We start from the raw sequence: 17,073 nt of genomic DNA on the forward strand, positions 1-17,073 counted from the left end.
AATAAGGTAGGAAATCATGGCGAAGGCAAAGTTTGAGCGGAACAAGCCGCATCTTAACATCGGCACGATCGGCCACGTCGATCACGGCAAGACGTCGCTCACGGCTGCGATCACCAAGGTGCTCGCTGAGACCGGTGGCGCCACGTTCACCAGCTATGCCAACATCGACAAGGCTCCCGAGGAGCGCGAGCGCGGCATCACGATCTCGACCGCACACGTCGAGTATGAGACCGAAGCACGTCACTACGCGCACGTCGATTGCCCGGGTCACGCCGATTATGTGAAGAACATGATCACCGGTGCGGCACAAATGGACGGCGCGATCCTCGTCGTCTCGGCGACCGACGGCCCGATGCCGCAGACCCGCGAGCACATCCTGCTCGCACGCCAGGTCGGCGTGCCGACGATGGTCGTGTTCATGAACAAGGTCGATCTGGTCGACGACGCTGAGATCCTCGAGCTCGTCGAGCTGGAAATCCGCGAGCTGCTCTCGTCGTACGACTTCGACGGCGACAACATCCCGGTCATCCAGGGTTCGGCTGTTGCAGCCCTCAACGACGTCACGCCCGAGATCGGCCATGACGCCGTCCTCAAGCTGATGCAGGCTGTCGACACGTACTTGCCGCAGCCCGAGCGTCCGCTCGACAAGCCGTTCATGATGCCGATCGAGGACGTGTTCTCGATCTCGGGTCGTGGTACGGTTGTCACCGGCCGCGTCGAGACCGGCATCGTCAAGGTTGGCGAGGAAGTCGAGATCGTCGGTATTCACCCGGCAGTCCGCAAGACGACCGTCACGGGCGTCGAAATGTTCCGTAAGCTGCTCGACCAGGGCCAGGCCGGCGACAACATCGGCGCGCTGATCCGCGGCGTTGGTCGTGAAGAAGTCGAGCGTGGCCAGGTTCTGGCAAAGCCGGGTTCGATCACGCCGCACACCGACTTCCAGTCGGAAGTGTACGTGCTGTCGAAGGACGAAGGTGGCCGTCACACGCCGTTCTTCGCCAACTACCGCCCGCAGTTCTACTTCCGCACCACGGACGTCACCGGCACGGTCGAGCTGCCTGAGGGCACCGAGATGGTCATGCCGGGCGACAACGTTGCACTCGGCGTGAAGCTCATCGCACCGATCGCAATGGACGTTGGCCAGCGCTTCACGATCCGTGAAGGCGGCCGTACGGTCGGCTCGGGCATCGTCAGCGCGATCGCTAAGTAAGACCTAACCGTCTTTTTAAAAAAAGCTGCCGCCCGCGCCTCAAATCGAGGCGCGGGCGGTTGCCTTTTTGTGGAGGGCCGTGTAGTGGCCCGCCTCCGGTTTTTAAAAGAACTAACTAGCGCCCGGTAACGGGCCCGCTCTTTCGCATTGGTAGGGACTATGGACAGCAATATCCGCATCCGTCTGAAGGCGTTCGATCACCGTGTGCTCGATCAGGCGACCGGCGACATCGCCGACACCGCGCGCCGTACTGGCGCTCTTATCCGTGGCCCCATTCCTTTGCCGACGCGCATCGAGAAGTTCACGGTCAACCGCGGTCCGCACATCGACAAGAAGTCGCGTGAGCAGTTCGAGGTCCGCACCTACAAGCGCATGCTCGACATTGTTCAGCCGACCCCGCAGACGGTCGATGCGCTGATGAAGCTCGACCTCGCCGCAGGCGTTGACGTCGAGATCAAGCTCGCCTAATAGCGGCGCTTCGCAAGAGATTCGGTCCGCCAAAACGGACCTGATAGGGATACCGCCAGCTTCGGCTGGGTCTGCGTCCCCCGACACGTTTCCCGCCACGGCGGGGGCACCAGCCCGGGTCGGGGCAGCAGTATAAAAGAATTTGGGCTGAACCGGTTCCGAACGAGGCGAGACGCTTCGGTCGGGGCCAGCACGCATGTTCCGGAATGGTCCGGGATGTGCCTCTGCACTGATTGGAGCATTGGTCATGCGCACTGGCGTGATCGCGAAAAAGTTGGGGATGACCCGCTTGTTCCAGGACGATGGGCGCCACGTGCCCGTCACCGTCCTGGCACTGGAAAATCTGCAGGTGGTGGCCGTTCGCGAGGCCGACCGTGATGGATATGTTGCTGTGCAGCTTGGTGCCGGCGTTGCGAAGGCGAAGAATGTCGCCAAGCCGCAGCGTGGCCACTTCGGCAAGGCCGAAGTCGAGCCCAAGGCGAAGCTCGCAGAATTCCGCGTCGCCGAGGATGCTGTCCTCGAAGTCGGCGCGACCATCTCGGCAGATCACTATGTTTCCGGCCAGATCGTCGATATCCAGGGCGTTACCCAGGGTAAGGGCTTCCAGGGCGGCATGAAGCGTTGGGGCTTCGGCGGTCTTCGGGCAACCCACGGCGTTTCGGTTTCGCACCGTTCGCTCGGTTCGACCGGTCAGCGTCAGGATCCGGGCAAGGTCTTCAAGAACAAGAAGATGGCCGGCCAGATGGGCGACAAGAACCGCACCCAGCAGAACCTCGAAATCGTATCGACTGACGTCGAGCGCGGCCTCATCTTCGTCAAGGGTTCGGTCCCGGGCTCGAAGGGTGGCTGGTTGCTCGTCAAGGACTCGGTCAAGGTCGCGCGTCACGCTGATGCGCCGTACCCCGCCGGTCTCCGCCAGGTCGCCAATAACAACGACACCGCTCCCGCCGAGACGCCTAACGACGTCGCGACCGTGGACGCGACCGACGGCCAGGAGGGCTGATCATGAAGGTTACCTCTCAGTCTTTCGACGGCGCAGCCGGCACGGAAGTCGAGCTCAACGACGAGGTCTTCGGCCTCGATCCGCGCGCCGACATTCTGCACCGCGTCGTTACCTGGCAGCTCGAGAAGCGTCGTGCGACCGCAAGCGGTACGCGTGAGCGCGCCGACGTTGCTCGCACCGGCAAGAAGTTCGGTCGCCAGAAGGGCGGCGGTACGGCACGTCACGGCGATCGCCGCGCGCCGATCTTCGTCGGTGGTGGTAAGGCGCACGGTCAGCGGACCCGCGACTTCAACCCGGGCCTGAACAAGAAGGTTCGTGCGCTCGGTCTGAAGATGGCGCTGTCTAGCCATGCGCAGGCTGGCACGCTGGTCGTCATGGACAGCCTCGCTGTCGAGGCGAACAAGACCAAGACGCTGATCGGCAGCTGGTCGAACATCGGTGCGGGCAAGACCGCACTCGTGATCGACGGCGACATGGTCGACACGAGCTTCGCACTGGCTGCGGGCAACCTGCACACGATCAACGTGATGCCGGCTGCAGGCGCCAATGTGTACGATATCCTGAAGCACGACACGCTGGTCCTGACCCGCGCTGCCGTCGAGAAGCTGGAGGCCCGCTTCAATGGCTAAGCAGAAAGAGGCGATCGACGCACGTCACTATGACGTCATCGTCGCGCCGCACATCACCGAGAAGGCGACGCTGCTCAGCGAGCACAACGCGGTCGTGTTCAAGGTCACCAACGACGCGACCAAGCCGCAGATCAAGGCTGCGGTCGAGGCGCTGTTCGACGTGACCGTTCTGGGGGTCAACACGATCGTCCAGAAGGGCAAGACCAAGAAGTGGAAGGGTGCTCCTTACAAGCGCTCCGACATCAAGAAGGCGATCGTGACGTTGAAGGACGGTCAGTCCATCGACGTGACGACGGGGATCTGATCCGATGGCACTGAAGCATTATAATCCGACGAGCCCCGGCCAACGCGGGCTCATCCTCGTCGACCGTTCGGCGTTGCACAAGGGCGGCCCCGTCAAGGCGCTGACCGAAGGCAAGCGCAAGACCGGTGGGCGCAACAACAAGGGCCATGTGACCTCGCGCGGCATCGCCGGTGGTCACAAGCAGCGCTACCGCATCATCGACTTCAAGCGCCGTAACTGGGGCGTCGATGGCGTGGTCGAGCGGATCGAATATGATCCCAACCGCACCGCCTTCATCGCACTGATCAATTATGGTCAGACCGCGGAAGGCAAGGACAACGTCGCGTACATCATCGCGCCGCAGCGTCTGGCCGTTGGTGATCGCGTGATCGCCGACAAGAAGACCGACGTTAAGCCGGGCAACGCGATGGAACTGGGCCAAATGCCGGTTGGCACGATCGTCCACAACGTCGAGATGAAGCCGGGCAAGGGCGGTCAGCTCGCACGGTCGGCAGGCACCTATGTGCAGGTTGTCGGTCGCGACAAGGGCATGGTCATGGTCCGCCTCAACTCGGGCGAGCAGCGTTACCTCCACGCCAATTGCATGGCGACGGTCGGTGCGGTGTCGAACCCGGACAATGGCAACACCAACCTGGCGAAGGCCGGTCGTAACCGCTGGTTGGGCATCCGCCCGCTGACGCGTGGTGTCGCCAAGAACCCGGTCGACCATCCGCACGGCGGTGGTGAAGGCCGCACCTCGGGTGGCCGTCATCCGGTCACGCCTTGGGGCAAGCCGACGAAGGGTGCGCGCACCCGTCATAACAAGTCGACGGATAAGATGATCATCCGTTCGCGTCATTCGACGAAGAGGAAGGGCTAAGATGGCTCGCTCAGTCTGGAAGGGTCCCTTCGTGGATCTCCATCTGCTGAAGAAGGCAGAAACCGCGCAGGAAACCAACGCGCGTGGTGCGATCAAGACCTGGTCGCGCCGCTCGACGATCCTGCCGCAGTTCGTCGGCCTCACGTTCAGCGTCTATAACGGTCGCAAGTTCGTGCCGGTTTCGGTCAACGAGGACATGGTGGGAATGAAGCTCGGCGAGTTCGCGCCCACCCGCTATTTCCCCGGCCACGCCGCGGATAAGAAGGGCAAGCGCTAATGTCTAAGGCAAAAGCTCCCCGCCGCGTGGCGGACAACGAGGCGCTGTCGGTCGGCACGCAGATTCGTGGTTCGGCGCAGAAGCTCGGTCTCGTCGCGGCCCTGATCCGCGGCAAGAAGGTCGGCGATGCGATGAACATCCTGCAGTTCTCGACCAAGGGTATGGCCGTCGACGCGCGCAAGGTGCTGGCTTCGGCCATCGCCAACGCCGAGAACAACCATAACCTCGACGTCGACGCGCTCGTCGTCGCAGAGGCTTCGGTCGGCAAGTCGATCGTGATGAAGCGTTTCGCGACTCGTGGTCGCGGCAAGTCGACGCGCATCCTCAAGCCGTTCAGCCGTCTGCGCATTGTCGTGCGCGAGCAGGAAGAAGCATAATGGGTCAGAAATCGAACCCGATCGGTCTGCGCCTGCAGATCAACCGCACCTGGGACAGCCGTTGGTACGCCGAAGGCGCCGACTATGGTCGTCTTCTCCTCGAAGACCTCAAGATGCGCACCTACATCATGAAGACGCTGCCGCAGGCCGCGATCTCCAAGGTGGTGATCGACCGTCCGGCCAAGCTGTGCCGCGTTTCGATCTTTGCCGCACGCCCCGGCGTGATCATTGGCAAGAAGGGTGCGGACATCGAGAAGCTGCGTCGTACCCTCGGTGCGATGACGTCTTCGGATGTCAGCTTGAACATCGTCGAGATCCGCAAGCCGGAAGTCGACAGCAAGCTCGTCGCCCAGGGCATCGCCGACCAGCTCGAGCGTCGTATCGCTTTCCGTCGCGCCATGAAGCGTGCGGTTCAGTCGGCGATGCGCCTCGGTGCCGAAGGTATCCGGATCAACTGCGGTGGCCGTCTTGGCGGCGCCGAGATCGCACGGTCGGAGTGGTATCGCGAAGGTCGCGTTCCGCTCCACACGCTGCGCGCAAACGTTGATTACGCCGAAGCGCAGGCACACACGGCTTACGGCGTGTGCGGCGTGAAGGTCTGGATCTTCAAGGGCGAAATCCTGGGTCATGACCCGATGGCGACCGACCGGCTGATGATGGAAGCGCAGACTTCCGGCGTCCGGCCTGATCCGCGCCGCTAAGGAATAGATCATGCTGCAACCGAAAAAGACCAAGTTCCGCAAGGCCTTCAAGGGCCGCATCCATGGCGACGCCAAGGGTGGCACCACGCTTAACTTCGGGTCGTATGGCCTGAAGGCGATGGAGCCGGATCGTCTCACCGCACGCCAGATCGAGGCGGCTCGCCGCGCGATCACGCGTCACATCAAGCGCCAGGGCCGTTTGTGGATCCGCGTGTTCCCGGACGTTCCCGTCTCGGGCAAGCCCGCCGAAGTCCGCATGGGTAAGGGCAAGGGTTCGCCGGAATATTGGGCAGCCCGCGTCAAGCCAGGCCGCATCCTGTTCGAACTGGATGGCGTTCCCGGTGACATTGCCGCTATGGCGTTCAGCCGCGCAGCGATGAAGCTGCCGATCAAGGTGAAGGTCGTTGCCCGTCTCGGCGACACCTCGCATCTGGGAGTTGCATAAGATGGCCCGCATCGACGACCTCAAGGCGAAGTCCGAGGACCAGCTGGGTGAAGAACTCGGCAACCTGAAGCGCGAGGCCTTCAACCTCCGCTTCCAGGCCGCGACCAACCAGCTCGAAAAGCCGAGCCGGGTTCGTGAAGTCCGTCGCGACATCGCTCGCATCAAGACCCTGCAGACCGCGCGTTCGCGCGACACTGCGGCAAAGTAAGGATTTAGACATGCCAAAGCGCGTGCTGACGGGGCTGATCGTCTCCGACAAGGGCGACAAGACGGTGGTCGTGAACGTGGAGCGCAAGGTCAAGCATGCGCTCTACGGCAAGATCATTCGTCGTACCAAGAAGTACCATGCCCACGACGAGGGCAACGAGTTCAAGCTGGGCGAGATCGTGCGGATCGAAGAGACCGCGCCGATTTCCAAGCTGAAGACGTGGAAGGTGATCGAGCGGGTTAACGCCCACGCGACGCCGCAACGAGTTGACGTCGACGCGTAAGCGTCAGCGTTTATTGAGGCGGGGACCGGTCGGTATCGGCCCCAGATGAGAAGGAAGCGGATCCAATGATCCAGATGCAATCCAATCTCGAGGTCGCTGACAACAGCGGCGCGAAGCGGGTTATGTGCATCAAGGTGCTTGGGGGTTCCAAGCGTCGTGTTGCAGGCGTCGGCGACATCATCGTCGTCAGCGTGAAAGAGGCCGCACCGCGCGGCCGCGTGAAGAAGGGCGACGTGCACCGTGCCGTCATCGTGCGTACGGCGAAGGACATTCGCCGCGCCGATGGCACCGTGATCCGCTTCGATTCGAATGCGGCCGTGCTGGTCAACAAGAACGAGGAGCCGATTGGCACCCGTATCTTTGGCCCAGTCGTGCGTGAGCTTCGCGGCAAGAAGCACATGAAGATCATCAGCCTTGCGCCGGAGGTGCTGTAATGGCCGCTGCACGTATCAAGAAAGGCGACCGTGTCATCGTCCTGTCCGGCAAGGACAAGGGCAAGACCGGTGACGTCACGATGGCCATGCCGAAGGACGGCAAGGTCGTCGTGTCCGGCGTGAACATCGCCGTTCGCCACACCAAGCCGAGCCAGGGTGACCCGCAGGGTGGCCTGATGCGTTCGGAAGCGCCGCTGCACGTTTCGAAGGTCGCGCACGTGACCGCCGACGGCAAGCCGACGCGCGTTCGTTTCGAGACCCAGGACGGCAAGAAGGTTCGTGTTGCGGTCAAGACCGGAGACAAGATCGATGGCTGATGCAGCTACCAAGCCCCGCATGAAGGGCATCTACGACGACAAGGTCGTCGCAGCGATGACCGAGAAGTTCGGTTACAAGAACGCGATGGAAGTGCCGCGCATCGAGAAGATCACGCTCAACATGGGCGTGGGCGAAGCGACGCAGGACAAGAAGAAGGTCGACCAGGCTTTCGGCGAAATGGAATTGATCGCAGGGCAGCGTCCCGTCGTGACCAAGGCCAAGAAGTCGATCGCGCAGTTCAAGCTGCGTGAAGGCATGCCGATCGGCGTCAAGGTCACGCTTCGTCGCGAGCGCATGTACGAATTCCTCGATCGCTTCATCACGATCGCGCTGCCGCGCGTTCGCGATTTCCGCGGGCTCAACCCCAAGTCGTTCGACGGACGCGGCAACTATGCCTGCGGTCTGAAGGAGCAGCTGGTGTTCCCGGAAATCAGCTATGACAAGATCGACAAGATCCGCGGTCTTGACGTGATCGTCACGACCAGCGCGAAGACCGATGACGAGGCGCGCGAGCTGCTCCGTCTGTTCGGCTTCCCGTTCCCGCCAGAAGAGACTGGCTCAGAGTCTGCTGACGACCAGAAGAAGGCGGCATAAGATGGCCAAGGTAAGTTCGGTGAACAAGAACGAGCGTCGCAAGATGCTCGTCAAGAAGTACGCGCCCAAGTACGCCGCGCTGAAGGCAATCGCTGCCGACAGCACGCTGAGCGACGGCGAGCGCATCGAGGCTCGTCTGAAGATGGCCGAGATTCCCCGCAACGGGAACCCGACGCGCATCCGCAACCGCTGCGAGCTGACGGGTCGTCCGCGCGCATATTATCGCAAGTTCCGCCTCTGCCGTATTCAGCTGCGCGATCTGGCCAACAAGGGCCTCATCCCCGGCGTTACGAAGTCGAGCTGGTAAGGATCACGAGATGGCATTGACCGATCCCCTGGGTGATATGCTCACCCGCATCCGCAACGGCCAGCGCGCGCGCAAGGACTCTGTCCTGACGCCGGGCTCCAAGCTGCGGACCCGCGTTCTCGACGTGCTGCAGCGCGAAGGCTACATCCGTGGCTATAGCGAAGAGCAGATGGGCCCCGCGGCCGGCATCCGCATTGAGCTGAAGTATTTCGAGGGCCAGCCCGCAATCAAGCACGTTGCCCGTGTCTCGAAGCCCGGTCGTCGCGTCTATTCGGGTTCGACCGAATTGCCGCGCATCATGAACGGCCTCGGCATCACGATCGTTTCCACCCCCAAGGGTGTTCTGTCCGACGCGGAAGCGCGTGAACAGAATGTCGGCGGCGAAGTCCTCGCGGAGGTGTTCTGATGAGCCGCATCGGTAAAAAGCCGATCACCGTTCCCGCCGGCGTCACTGCGACGATCGACGGCGGGCAGATCAGCGTGAAGGGTCCCAAGGGCACCCTCGCGATGCCGCTGCGCGACGAGATCAGCTACACGCTCGAGGACGGCGGCATTTCGGTCGTCCCAGCGAACGAGACCAAGCGCGCACGTGCCTTCTGGGGCATGCAGCGTACCATGGTTCAGAACCTGATCACCGGCGTGTCGGATGGCTTCACCAAGAAGCTGCTGATCAACGGCGTTGGTTATCGTGCTGCGGCCCAGGGTCGTAACCTGAACCTGAAGCTCGGCTACAGCCACGACGTCAACATCAACGTGCCGGAGGGGATCGAGGTCAAGACCCCCGACAACACGACGGTCGAGATTTCGGGCACGGACAAGCAGAAGGTCGGCCAGCTGGCCGCGGAAATTCGCCAGTGGCGTAAGCCCGAGCCGTATAAGGGCAAGGGCATCAAGTACGACGGCGAGTTCATCTTCCGCAAGGAAGGGAAGAAGAAGTAATGTCGACCAAGGGTATGTCTCTCTTCGAGAAGCGGCGCCGCCGCAATCGCACCGCGCTCCGTGCGCGTGGAACGGGCCGTCCGCGGCTGTCGATCCACCGCTCGGGTCGTCACATCTATGCGCAGATCATCGACGACGCCAAGGGCGTGACCGTTGCTGCTGCCTCGACGCTGGAAAAGGACGTGCGCGACACGACCGGGGCCAATGTCGATGCAGCGATCGGTGTCGGCACGCGTGTTGCCGAAGCTGCCAAGGCAGCCGGCGTGACGCAGGTCGTCTTCGACCGTGGCGGCTTCCTGTTCCACGGCCGCGTCAAGGCGCTGGCGCAAGCCGCGCGCGAAGCCGGATTGGAGTTCTAAGACATGGCGGATGAGATCAACACCGGCGAGATCGCCGCACCGGCAACGACGCCGAACGATGCACCGCAGGGCCGTGGCCCCCGTGGTGGTCGTGGTCGCACCGGCCCAGGTGGCGGTGGTCCAAACCGGGGTGGCCGTGATAGCCGCGGCGGTCGGGACAATCGCGGCGGTCGTCCGGGTTCGGACGATGGTGGCGAAGAGCTGATCGAGAAGCTGGTTCACATCAACCGCGTCTCGAAGACGGTCAAGGGCGGTAAGCGCTTCGGCTTCGCAGCGCTGGTCGTCGTGGGCGACGGCAAGGGCCGTGTCGGCTTCGGTCATGGCAAGGCACGCGAAGTGCCGGAAGCCATCTCCAAGGCGACGGCTGCTGCCAAGAAGGCGATGGTTCGCGTTCCGCTGAAGGAAGGCCGTACGCTGCATCATGACGGTCGCGGTCACTTCGGTGCCGGCCTCGTCACGCTGCGCTCGGCGCCTCCCGGCACCGGCATCATCGCAGGCGGCCCGATGCGCGCCGTGTTCGAGGCGCTCGGCGTCGCGGACGTGGTGACCAAGTCGGTCGGCACTTCGAACCCCTACAACATGATCCGTGCGACCTTCGAATCGCTGACCGCGCAGGTCAGCCCGAAGGCGGTAGCGCAGCGTCGCGGCAAGAAGATTGCAGACCTGCTCGGCCGTGGTGGCGCGGACAAGGACGTCGCCGAGGCCCAGGCCGAAGCGATCGCGGAGTAATATCGATGGCGACCATCAAGATCACGCAGACCGGTTCGCCGATCCGCCGCGAGAAGGACCAGCGCGCAACGCTGATCGGTCTCGGCCTCAACAAGATGCACAAGACGCGCGAACTCGAGGATAGCCCGGAAGTCCGTGGCATGATCCGCAAGGTCGCGCATATGGTGAAGATCGAGGCGTAAGGGTCGCGGGGCCTTTGCAAACAGGCCCTGTGGCGCCCGCCACGACAACAGATATCGCCGGGCGGCTGCTTTTGCAGTCTGCCTAGTGACAAATGCGGGGAAGGGGGCTAACGGCCCCCTTCTTCTTTTTCTCAGCGCGACAAAAGCGAAAGCGAGTGCAACTTATGAAACTTAATGAAATCCGCGACAACGATGGTGCCCGCAAGTCCCGCATGCGGGTCGGCCGGGGTATCGGTTCGGGCAAGGGCAAGACGGCTGGCCGCGGCCAGAAGGGCCAGAAGAGCCGTGAAGGCGTTTCGATCGCCGGGTTCGAAGGCGGCCAGATGCCGCTTCACATGCGTCTGCCTAAGCGTGGCTTCAACAACATCTTCGCCAAGGATTATGCCGAGGTGAACCTCGGTGCGATCCAGAAGGCGATCGACGCGGGCAAGATCGAAGCGAACGCTTCGATCGACCATGAGGCGCTCAAGGCCGCTGGTCTCGCACGTGGTGGTAAGGACGGCGTCCGTCTGCTCGGCAAGGGCGAGCTGACCACGGTTCTCAAGTTCACGGTTGCCGGTGCGTCGAAGGGCGCGATCGAGGCCGTTGAAAAGGCTGGCGGTTCGGTCGACGTGATCTACGTCATGCCGGCAAACGAGAAGGCCGCGGCCAAGAAGGGCGTGAAGTACAAGGAGCGCCAGGCGCACAAGGCGTCGTTCAAGGCGTAACTGTCGCTCGGCGACGCGCACCACTCCGGCAGTTTGCCCCGGGTTCATTCTCGGGGTGAACGGCCAAATCGGGGTGGGCGCGAACGCTAGGCATTAGACAAGCCCGTTCGGGCCCCTATATGAAGCGGCGGGGCGGTAAAACGTTTCCCGCCATTTTTGTTTCCGCCGATATCGATTCCAGGACGATCAACCGCATGGCATCCGCAGCCGATAAAATGGCCTCAAGCATCAGCCTGTCGAAGTTCGCGCAGGCGACCGACCTCAAGAAGCGGCTGTGGTTCACCATCGGCGCGCTGATCGTGTTCCGCCTGCTCAGCTACGTGCCGCTGCCGGGGATCGACCCGACCGCGCTGGCCGCGCTGGCGAGCCGCACCAATGGTGGCGTGCTCGACTTCTTCAACGCGTTTTCCGGTGGTTCGCTCAAGCGAGCCAGCCTGATCGCGCTGGGTGTTACCCCGTACATCACCGCCTCGATCGTGGTGCAGCTCGCGACCTCGCTGTCGCCGACGCTTGCCGCGATCAAGAAGGAAGGCGAGAGCGGGCGCAAGCGGCTCAACCAATATACGCGCTTCGGCACCGTCGGCCTGACCGTCATTCAGGGATATTTCCTCAGCCTCGGCTTCCAGAGCCAGGGCGTCGTGGTCGATCCCGGCATGCTGTTCATCGTCGGCTCGGTCATCAGCCTCGTCGGCGGGACAATGTTCCTGATGTGGATCGGTGAGCAGATCACCAGTCGCGGGATCGGCAACGGCATGTCGCTGATCATCATGGCAGGGATCGTCGCCAACCTTCCGACCACGCTGTTCAACCTCGCGCAGACCGCGCGGACCGGGGGCGGGAACGTCACCGGATTCACGCTGGTCGCGATCATCGTCGCGGTCGCCGGGCTGATCCTGTTCATCTGCTTCATGGAGCGCGCACAGCGCCGCATCCTGATCCAGTACCCCAAGCGTCAGACCCAGCGCGGGATGCAGTCGGACCGCAGCCATCTGCCGCTCAAGATCAACACCGCAGGCGTCATTCCGCCGATCTTCGCGTCGTCGTTGCTGCTGATGCCGCTGACGATCACGCAGTTCGCGGGCAAGAACGTGTCGGGCGATACCTGGTGGGGTTCGGTCGTGATCACGCTCAACCAGTATCTGCAGCATGGCAGCGTCGCCTACATGCTGCTGTACGGCGCCGGCATTATCTTCTTCTCATTCTTCTACACCGCGGTCGTGTTCAACCCGGAAGAGACCGCGGACAATCTGAAGCGTCACGGCGGCTTCATCCCCGGCATCCGTCCGGGCAAGAACACCGAGACCTATTTCGATTATGTGCTGACGCGCATCACCGTGATCGGTGCGGGCTATCTCGCGATCATCTGCTTGTTGCCCGAGTATCTGGTGTCGGCGCTGTCGATTCCCTTCTACCTCGGCGGGACGAGCCTGCTCATCGTCGTCAACGTGACGATGGATACGGTGACGCAGATCCAGAGCCACTTGCTTGCGCACCAATATGGTGACTTGATCAAGAAGGCGAAGCTGAAGGGCGGGCGCCTGCGCTGAAGCGCGGCGACAGTAAACGGGAGACGCGCGTGAATATCATTCTGTTGGGCCCCCCGGGCGCGGGCAAGGGCACCCAGGCGGCGCGCCTCGAAAGCGACCGCGGCATGGTTCAGTTGTCCACCGGCGACATGCTGCGCGCTGCGGTCAAGTCGGGGAGCCCGGTCGGGCTCCAGGCGAAGGCGGTGATGGAATCGGGGCAGCTCGTCTCGGACGAGATCGTCTCGGGCATCATCGGCGAGCGGCTCGACATGGGCGACACCGGCAAGGGTGTGATCTTCGACGGCTATCCGCGCACCGCGGCGCAGGCCGAGCAGCTCGACGCGATCCTCGCCGCGCGCGGCCGGACGCTCGACAAGGTGATCGAACTGACCGTCGACGAGGACGCGCTGGTCGAGCGGATCGTCGGGCGGTTCACCTGCGGCAATTGCGGTGCTGGCTATCACGACCATTTCAAGCAGCCCAAGGTTGCCGACACGTGCGACGTGTGCGGGCACCACGAGTTCAAGCGCCGTCCGGACGATAACGAGGAAACCGTGCGCACGCGCATGGCCGAGTATCGTGCAAAGACCGAGCCGATCATCCCGATCTACGAAGCGCGCGGGCTTCTTGCGCGGGTCGACGGGATGGCGGACATGGAGAGCGTGTCCAAGGCGATCGAGGGTATTCTCAACGCGGTTTGAGGCGTGAGGGGGCGTTCTAGTTGCGGCTAGCACGTTGCGGCTTGGCTGCGCCGTGATCATCCGCCGGCCCCGCCCCACTTCCGTCATCCTGAACTCGTTTCAGGATCCAGCCGTCCACGAGTCCGGTCTAAGCCCGTTGAGCGGTGGATGCTGAAACAAGTTCAGCATGACGCCAGAGGGCGTACGGCGCCCCCGCACGAACCAAAAACCATGACATATTCGTCATCCCAATGTCACCGGATCGCGCAGGCAATCCGGTGCAAACATCCCCCGTGGCCGATGCACGCGGCCGGAAATGATTACCGAGATCGGCACTCGCACTCCCGGGGGTGTCGGTGGCCGGCGGAAGGCTTGCTTTCCGTCGGCCTCATTTCATTCTAGGCATGAGGAAACCGCCCGGAATGCCGCCTGTGACCCGCAAGATCCTGATCGTAGAAGACGATAATTCGACCGCCGCCTATCTCGCGAAAGGACTGGCAGAAGCCGGCTATGCCGTCGAGACCTGTGCCGATGGCCGCGACGGCCTGTTCCTCGCGAGCGAGGGGATCTTCGACCTGATCATCGCCGACCGGATGCTGCCGGGCCTCAACGGGCTTGCAATGCTGGGCGCGATCCGCGCGGCGGGGGTCGGCACACCGACGCTGGTGCTCTCAGCGCTCGGGACGGTCGACGACCGGATCGACGGGCTCAATGCCGGTGCGGACGACTATCTCGTCAAACCCTTCTCCTTTGCGGAGTTGACAGCGCGAATCGATGCGATCTTCCGCCGCGTCGATCGAAACGCAGCAGAGGGGCAGACGACTCGCCTTTCGGTTGGCGACCTCGAGATCGATCTGCTCGCCCGCACCGTCGCGCGGCAGGGCAAAGCGATCTTGCTTGGTGCACGCGAGTTCAACCTGCTCGAATATCTCGCCCGCCACGCGGGGCAGGTGGTGACGCGCACGATGATGCTCGAGAAGATCTGGAATTATCACTTCGATCCGGGCTCGAACGTGGTCGACGTCCATATCGGTCGGTTGCGGCGCAAGATCGAGGACGGCTTCCCCGCGCCGATTCTGCATACGGTGCGTGGCGCCGGGTATCGGTTGTCGGTCGAGCCTTGATTCGTCTGTCGGTCACGGCGCGGATCGCGCTGCTGTCGATCCTGCTGGCGTTGGTCTCCAATCTTGTCCTCGTCGCCTTCGTGTGGAAGGTGGTACGCGACGATGCGATCGACGAATTGCGCCGCGACACGATCGAACAATCCGACGCGCTGATCGCGGTCTATCGCAGCGGCGGTCTCCCCGCGCTGGGTCGCACGATCCGCGAGGCGCGGACGCCGGGCGATGTGTCGCGGATCGTCGCGGTGATCGCGCGGGATGGTCGGCTGATCGCCGGGGTCGGCCCTGAACTCGACGGATTCGCGCGCTGGCCCAATCTCGGTTTCCGCATCCGCGCGATCGGATCGCCCTGGGCGGACCGCGAGGTCGGCTATGCGGTCCGCCAGATCGGGCCGTATCGGCTCGTAAGTGGCCGCGTGCTGGATGACTGGGATGCCGAGCAACGCGGGATCGAACGCGGGCTTGCGGCCGCGATGCTGCTGTCGCTAGCGCTGGGAGTCGGCGGGGGACTGGTCGTCACCCGCTATGTCGGACGTCGGCTCGATCGAGTCGCGGACGTGATCGAGGGCGTCGCGGCGGGTGATCTATCGCGGCGCGTCGGCAATGCCGCGAGCGGCGATGCGTTCGACCGGCTCGCCGTTCGCCTCAACGCGATGCTCGACAAGACCGAGCGGTTGATGAGCGAGCTCAGGATCGTCACCGACGGGCTGGCGCACGACCTGCGCTCGCCGCTCGCGCGGTTGCGCGCCAAGGCCGAGGCGGCGGTGCTCCAGGCGGACCCTGCGCAACGCGAGGCGGCGATGGGCGGACTGCTGATCGAGACCGATCTGGTGATGCGGATGCTGTCGACGATGATCGAGATCACGCGCGCGGAAAGCGTGTCGCGCGACCGGCTCGCGCGGATCGACCCGGCGACGCTGGTCGAGGAAATCGCGGATCTGTACGCGCCCGTGGTCGAGGATGAGGGCATGCGGTTCGAGGCGATCGTCGCGCCTGCGCTGCCGCAGATCACGCTCCACCGCGAGTTGATGACTCAGGCCATCGCCAACCTGATCGACAATGCGCTGCGCCATGCGGTGCAGGGCGGGGAGATCGTGCTGCGGCTTGCGCTTCGGGACAATGAAGCGCGTTTTCAGGTCGAGGATCGCGGCCCCGGCATCGCCGAAGCGGATCGCGCGGAAGCGCTGCGGCGATTCGGTCGGCTCGATCGGGCGCGGAGCTTGCCGGGGGCAGGGCTCGGCATGGCGCTGGTCGAGGCGGTCGCGCGGCTGCATGACGGGCGAGTCGAACTGCAGGACAACGCGCCCGGCTTGATTGCCGCGATCGTGGTTCCCATCTCTCGCTAGGCAAACGGCTCACGTGTGCTTGACAGGCGGCGAGTCGATCTTTACCAGCCCAGCATTCCAAACCACCGGTCTCCGGCGGCGCATGCGTGCGCTCGTCGGTATGTTGCGTTTCGCGGCTAGGCACGGAGTTCGGTAACGCAACGCGATGAGATGGGATGTGCAGCCATGCATGTCCCGTGGAGCAGGAGAACCAAGTTCATGGCACGTATCGCCGGGGTCAACATCCCGACCAACAAGCGCGTTGTTATCGCGCTCACCTACATCCACGGCATTGGAGACACCAAGGCCAAGGAAATCGTCACCAAGCTGGGCATCCCGATGACTGCGCGCGTGCAGGACCTGACCGACCAGGAAGTCCTCCACATCCGCGAAACCATCGATGCCGATTACACGGTCGAGGGTGATCTTCGTCGCACCGTCGCGATGAACATCAAGCGCCTGATGGATCTGGCCTGCTATCGCGGTCTGCGCCATCGCAAGGGCCTCCCCGTTCGCGGCCAGCGCACGCATACCAATGCGCGCACCCGCAAGGGCAAGGCAAAGCCGATCGCCGGTAAGAAGAAGTGAGCTTGAGCCGCGGGTGACCGCGGCTCGCTCCTGCAGTAGGGTTAGGACAAGACAATGGCACGTGAACCGCAACGCATTAAGCGGCGTGAGCGCAAGAACATCACCTCTGGTGTCGCGCATGTGAACGCAAGCTTCAACAACACCATGATCACGATCACCGATGCCCAGGGCAACGCGATCTCGTGGTCGTCGGCCGGCGCAATGGGCTTCAAGGGCTCGCGCAAGTCGACCCCGTATGCGGCCCAGGTCGCAGCGGAAGACGCGGGCAAGAAGGCTGCCGAGCACGGCGTCCGGACGCTCGAAGTCGAAGTGAAGGGCCCGGGTTCGGGCCGTGAGTCGGCGCTTCGCGCGCTGCAGGCGGTCGGTTTCCAGATCACCTCGATCCGTGACGTTACCTCGATCCCGCACAACGGCGTGCGTCCTTCGAAGCGTCGCCGCGTCTGATTTCGTCTCGGCCGTGCGCGGTTGATCGCGCTGCACGGTCCGATTCCCACTTGGTC

The 17,073-nt window shown here is 63.3% G+C and carries 28 protein-coding genes; all 28 read left to right on the top strand.

From position 1 onward, the window contains the following. The first annotated feature begins 16 nt into the window (after positions 1–16). Positions 17–1,210: an elongation factor Tu gene (gene tuf, locus ABIC17_RS05135; protein ID WP_242137512.1), complete on the top strand. Its 1,194-nt coding sequence runs from the start codon at positions 17–19 to the stop codon at positions 1,208–1,210. Positions 1,211–1,369: 159 nt separating this feature from the next. Beyond that, positions 1,370–1,678, top strand: a complete 309-nt coding sequence (gene rpsJ, locus ABIC17_RS05140) for a 30S ribosomal protein S10 (protein ID WP_007406109.1) — start codon at positions 1,370–1,372, stop codon at positions 1,676–1,678. A 247-nt stretch (positions 1,679–1,925) separates the two neighbouring features. Continuing rightward, positions 1,926–2,681, top strand: a complete 756-nt coding sequence (gene rplC, locus ABIC17_RS05145) for a 50S ribosomal protein L3 (protein ID WP_354279783.1) — start codon at positions 1,926–1,928, stop codon at positions 2,679–2,681. Between the two features lie 2 nt (positions 2,682–2,683). After that, on the top strand, positions 2,684–3,310 hold the full coding sequence (rplD, locus tag ABIC17_RS05150; RefSeq protein ID WP_242182313.1) for a 50S ribosomal protein L4: 627 nt from the start codon (positions 2,684–2,686) through the stop codon (positions 3,308–3,310). Further along, positions 3,303–3,614: a 50S ribosomal protein L23 gene (locus tag ABIC17_RS05155; RefSeq protein ID WP_131531370.1), complete on the top strand. Its 312-nt coding sequence runs from the start codon at positions 3,303–3,305 to the stop codon at positions 3,612–3,614. Before rplD ends, ABIC17_RS05155 begins: the two co-directional genes overlap by 8 nt. Before the next feature lie 4 nt (positions 3,615–3,618). Continuing rightward, positions 3,619–4,473, top strand: coding sequence for a 50S ribosomal protein L2 (gene rplB, locus ABIC17_RS05160; RefSeq protein WP_131531372.1), 855 nt, complete (start codon positions 3,619–3,621; stop codon positions 4,471–4,473). A gap of 1 nt (position 4,474) precedes the next feature. Next, on the top strand, positions 4,475–4,750 hold the full coding sequence (rpsS, locus tag ABIC17_RS05165; RefSeq protein ID WP_010164582.1) for a 30S ribosomal protein S19: 276 nt from the start codon (positions 4,475–4,477) through the stop codon (positions 4,748–4,750). Next, complete coding sequence (gene rplV, locus ABIC17_RS05170; protein WP_010164581.1) at positions 4,750–5,127, top strand: 50S ribosomal protein L22; 378 nt, start codon at positions 4,750–4,752, stop codon at positions 5,125–5,127. The genes rpsS and rplV overlap by 1 nt, the downstream gene beginning before the upstream one ends. Then, entirely contained in the window at positions 5,127–5,828 is a 702-nt protein-coding gene (rpsC, locus tag ABIC17_RS05175) for a 30S ribosomal protein S3 (protein ID WP_010164580.1), read from the top strand. The genes rplV and rpsC overlap by 1 nt, the downstream gene beginning before the upstream one ends. 10 nt (positions 5,829–5,838) lie before the next feature. Further along, on the top strand, positions 5,839–6,273 hold the full coding sequence (gene rplP / locus ABIC17_RS05180) for a 50S ribosomal protein L16 (RefSeq protein ID WP_010164579.1): 435 nt from the start codon (positions 5,839–5,841) through the stop codon (positions 6,271–6,273). A gap of 1 nt (position 6,274) precedes the next feature. After that, entirely contained in the window at positions 6,275–6,481 is a 207-nt protein-coding gene (gene rpmC / locus ABIC17_RS05185) for a 50S ribosomal protein L29 (protein ID WP_010164578.1), read from the top strand. 10 nt (positions 6,482–6,491) lie between these two features. Beyond that, complete coding sequence (gene rpsQ / locus ABIC17_RS05190; RefSeq protein ID WP_010164576.1) at positions 6,492–6,764, top strand: 30S ribosomal protein S17; 273 nt, start codon at positions 6,492–6,494, stop codon at positions 6,762–6,764. A gap of 65 nt (positions 6,765–6,829) precedes the next feature. Then, positions 6,830–7,198 (top strand): 50S ribosomal protein L14, encoded by a 369-nt coding sequence (rplN, locus tag ABIC17_RS05195; protein ID WP_010164574.1) that lies wholly within the window; start codon positions 6,830–6,832, stop codon positions 7,196–7,198. Beyond that, positions 7,198–7,515 (top strand): 50S ribosomal protein L24, encoded by a 318-nt coding sequence (gene rplX, locus ABIC17_RS05200; protein WP_242137509.1) that lies wholly within the window; start codon positions 7,198–7,200, stop codon positions 7,513–7,515. Before rplN ends, rplX begins: the two co-directional genes overlap by 1 nt. Then, entirely contained in the window at positions 7,508–8,110 is a 603-nt protein-coding gene (gene rplE / locus ABIC17_RS05205) for a 50S ribosomal protein L5 (RefSeq protein ID WP_354279789.1), read from the top strand. The genes rplX and rplE overlap by 8 nt, the downstream gene beginning before the upstream one ends. A gap of 1 nt (position 8,111) precedes the next feature. Further along, positions 8,112–8,417, top strand: a complete 306-nt coding sequence (gene rpsN, locus ABIC17_RS05210) for a 30S ribosomal protein S14 (RefSeq protein WP_010164571.1) — start codon at positions 8,112–8,114, stop codon at positions 8,415–8,417. A 10-nt stretch (positions 8,418–8,427) separates the two neighbouring features. Then, positions 8,428–8,823, top strand: a complete 396-nt coding sequence (gene rpsH / locus ABIC17_RS05215; RefSeq protein ID WP_010164570.1) for a 30S ribosomal protein S8 — start codon at positions 8,428–8,430, stop codon at positions 8,821–8,823. Next, positions 8,823–9,356: a 50S ribosomal protein L6 gene (rplF, locus tag ABIC17_RS05220; RefSeq protein ID WP_354279791.1), complete on the top strand. Its 534-nt coding sequence runs from the start codon at positions 8,823–8,825 to the stop codon at positions 9,354–9,356. The genes rpsH and rplF overlap by 1 nt, the downstream gene beginning before the upstream one ends. After that, a complete protein-coding gene (gene rplR / locus ABIC17_RS05225) occupies positions 9,356–9,715 on the top strand; it encodes a 50S ribosomal protein L18 (protein ID WP_010164568.1) in 360 nt (119 codons plus the stop codon). Before rplF ends, rplR begins: the two co-directional genes overlap by 1 nt. Before the next feature lie 3 nt (positions 9,716–9,718). After that, complete coding sequence (gene rpsE, locus ABIC17_RS05230) at positions 9,719–10,444, top strand: 30S ribosomal protein S5 (RefSeq protein ID WP_010164566.1); 726 nt, start codon at positions 9,719–9,721, stop codon at positions 10,442–10,444. Between the two features lie 5 nt (positions 10,445–10,449). Beyond that, positions 10,450–10,626, top strand: coding sequence for a 50S ribosomal protein L30 (rpmD, locus tag ABIC17_RS05235; RefSeq protein ID WP_277969172.1), 177 nt, complete (start codon positions 10,450–10,452; stop codon positions 10,624–10,626). Between the two features lie 164 nt (positions 10,627–10,790). Further along, positions 10,791–11,333: a 50S ribosomal protein L15 gene (gene rplO / locus ABIC17_RS05240; protein ID WP_131531388.1), complete on the top strand. Its 543-nt coding sequence runs from the start codon at positions 10,791–10,793 to the stop codon at positions 11,331–11,333. 194 nt (positions 11,334–11,527) lie between these two features. Next, positions 11,528–12,880, top strand: a complete 1,353-nt coding sequence (gene secY, locus ABIC17_RS05245) for a preprotein translocase subunit SecY (RefSeq protein ID WP_354279794.1) — start codon at positions 11,528–11,530, stop codon at positions 12,878–12,880. Between the two features lie 29 nt (positions 12,881–12,909). Further along, a complete protein-coding gene (locus ABIC17_RS05250; RefSeq protein WP_354279796.1) occupies positions 12,910–13,560 on the top strand; it encodes an adenylate kinase in 651 nt (216 codons plus the stop codon). Positions 13,561–13,970: 410 nt separating this feature from the next. Then, on the top strand, positions 13,971–14,663 hold the full coding sequence (locus ABIC17_RS05255; protein WP_354280572.1) for a winged helix-turn-helix domain-containing protein: 693 nt from the start codon (positions 13,971–13,973) through the stop codon (positions 14,661–14,663). Continuing rightward, a complete protein-coding gene (locus ABIC17_RS05260; protein WP_354279798.1) occupies positions 14,660–16,006 on the top strand; it encodes a HAMP domain-containing sensor histidine kinase in 1,347 nt (448 codons plus the stop codon). Before ABIC17_RS05255 ends, ABIC17_RS05260 begins: the two co-directional genes overlap by 4 nt. Positions 16,007–16,204: 198 nt before the next feature. Then, positions 16,205–16,573, top strand: coding sequence for a 30S ribosomal protein S13 (rpsM, locus tag ABIC17_RS05265; RefSeq protein ID WP_010164558.1), 369 nt, complete (start codon positions 16,205–16,207; stop codon positions 16,571–16,573). A gap of 54 nt (positions 16,574–16,627) precedes the next feature. Beyond that, positions 16,628–17,017 (top strand): 30S ribosomal protein S11, encoded by a 390-nt coding sequence (gene rpsK / locus ABIC17_RS05270; protein ID WP_010164557.1) that lies wholly within the window; start codon positions 16,628–16,630, stop codon positions 17,015–17,017. The last annotated feature ends 56 nt before the right edge of the window (positions 17,018–17,073 follow it).

Source organism: Sphingomonas sp. PvP056, assembly GCF_040549155.1.
GTDB lineage: Bacteria > Pseudomonadota > Alphaproteobacteria > Sphingomonadales > Sphingomonadaceae > Sphingomonas.

Bases quoted from the DNA above. Each gene is read 5' to 3' on its own strand.
- rpsK (WP_010164557.1), top strand. From the start codon at position 16,628: ATGGCACGTGAACCGCAACGCATTAAGCGGCGTGAGCGCAAGAACATC.
- ABIC17_RS05155 (WP_131531370.1), top strand. From the start codon at position 3,303: ATGGCTAAGCAGAAAGAGGCGATCGACGCACGTCACTATGACGTCATC.
- rplC (WP_354279783.1), top strand. From the start codon at position 1,926: ATGCGCACTGGCGTGATCGCGAAAAAGTTGGGGATGACCCGCTTGTTC.
- rplB (WP_131531372.1), top strand. From the start codon at position 3,619: ATGGCACTGAAGCATTATAATCCGACGAGCCCCGGCCAACGCGGGCTC.
- rplE (WP_354279789.1), top strand. From the start codon at position 7,508: ATGGCTGATGCAGCTACCAAGCCCCGCATGAAGGGCATCTACGACGAC.
- rpsQ (WP_010164576.1), top strand. From the start codon at position 6,492: ATGCCAAAGCGCGTGCTGACGGGGCTGATCGTCTCCGACAAGGGCGAC.
- rplO (WP_131531388.1), top strand. From the start codon at position 10,791: ATGAAACTTAATGAAATCCGCGACAACGATGGTGCCCGCAAGTCCCGC.
- rplD (WP_242182313.1), top strand. From the start codon at position 2,684: ATGAAGGTTACCTCTCAGTCTTTCGACGGCGCAGCCGGCACGGAAGTC.
- rplX (WP_242137509.1), top strand. From the start codon at position 7,198: ATGGCCGCTGCACGTATCAAGAAAGGCGACCGTGTCATCGTCCTGTCC.
- rplP (WP_010164579.1), top strand. From the start codon at position 5,839: ATGCTGCAACCGAAAAAGACCAAGTTCCGCAAGGCCTTCAAGGGCCGC.
- rpmC (WP_010164578.1), top strand. From the start codon at position 6,275: ATGGCCCGCATCGACGACCTCAAGGCGAAGTCCGAGGACCAGCTGGGT.
- rpsN (WP_010164571.1), top strand. From the start codon at position 8,112: ATGGCCAAGGTAAGTTCGGTGAACAAGAACGAGCGTCGCAAGATGCTC.
- rplV (WP_010164581.1), top strand. From the start codon at position 4,750: ATGTCTAAGGCAAAAGCTCCCCGCCGCGTGGCGGACAACGAGGCGCTG.
- rplN (WP_010164574.1), top strand. From the start codon at position 6,830: ATGATCCAGATGCAATCCAATCTCGAGGTCGCTGACAACAGCGGCGCG.
- tuf (WP_242137512.1), top strand. From the start codon at position 17: ATGGCGAAGGCAAAGTTTGAGCGGAACAAGCCGCATCTTAACATCGGC.
- rpsM (WP_010164558.1), top strand. From the start codon at position 16,205: ATGGCACGTATCGCCGGGGTCAACATCCCGACCAACAAGCGCGTTGTT.
- rpsC (WP_010164580.1), top strand. From the start codon at position 5,127: ATGGGTCAGAAATCGAACCCGATCGGTCTGCGCCTGCAGATCAACCGC.
- rpsS (WP_010164582.1), top strand. From the start codon at position 4,475: ATGGCTCGCTCAGTCTGGAAGGGTCCCTTCGTGGATCTCCATCTGCTG.
- rplF (WP_354279791.1), top strand. From the start codon at position 8,823: ATGAGCCGCATCGGTAAAAAGCCGATCACCGTTCCCGCCGGCGTCACT.
- secY (WP_354279794.1), top strand. From the start codon at position 11,528: ATGGCATCCGCAGCCGATAAAATGGCCTCAAGCATCAGCCTGTCGAAG.
- rpsE (WP_010164566.1), top strand. From the start codon at position 9,719: ATGGCGGATGAGATCAACACCGGCGAGATCGCCGCACCGGCAACGACG.
- rplR (WP_010164568.1), top strand. From the start codon at position 9,356: ATGTCGACCAAGGGTATGTCTCTCTTCGAGAAGCGGCGCCGCCGCAAT.
- rpmD (WP_277969172.1), top strand. From the start codon at position 10,450: ATGGCGACCATCAAGATCACGCAGACCGGTTCGCCGATCCGCCGCGAG.
- rpsH (WP_010164570.1), top strand. From the start codon at position 8,428: ATGGCATTGACCGATCCCCTGGGTGATATGCTCACCCGCATCCGCAAC.
- rpsJ (WP_007406109.1), top strand. From the start codon at position 1,370: ATGGACAGCAATATCCGCATCCGTCTGAAGGCGTTCGATCACCGTGTG.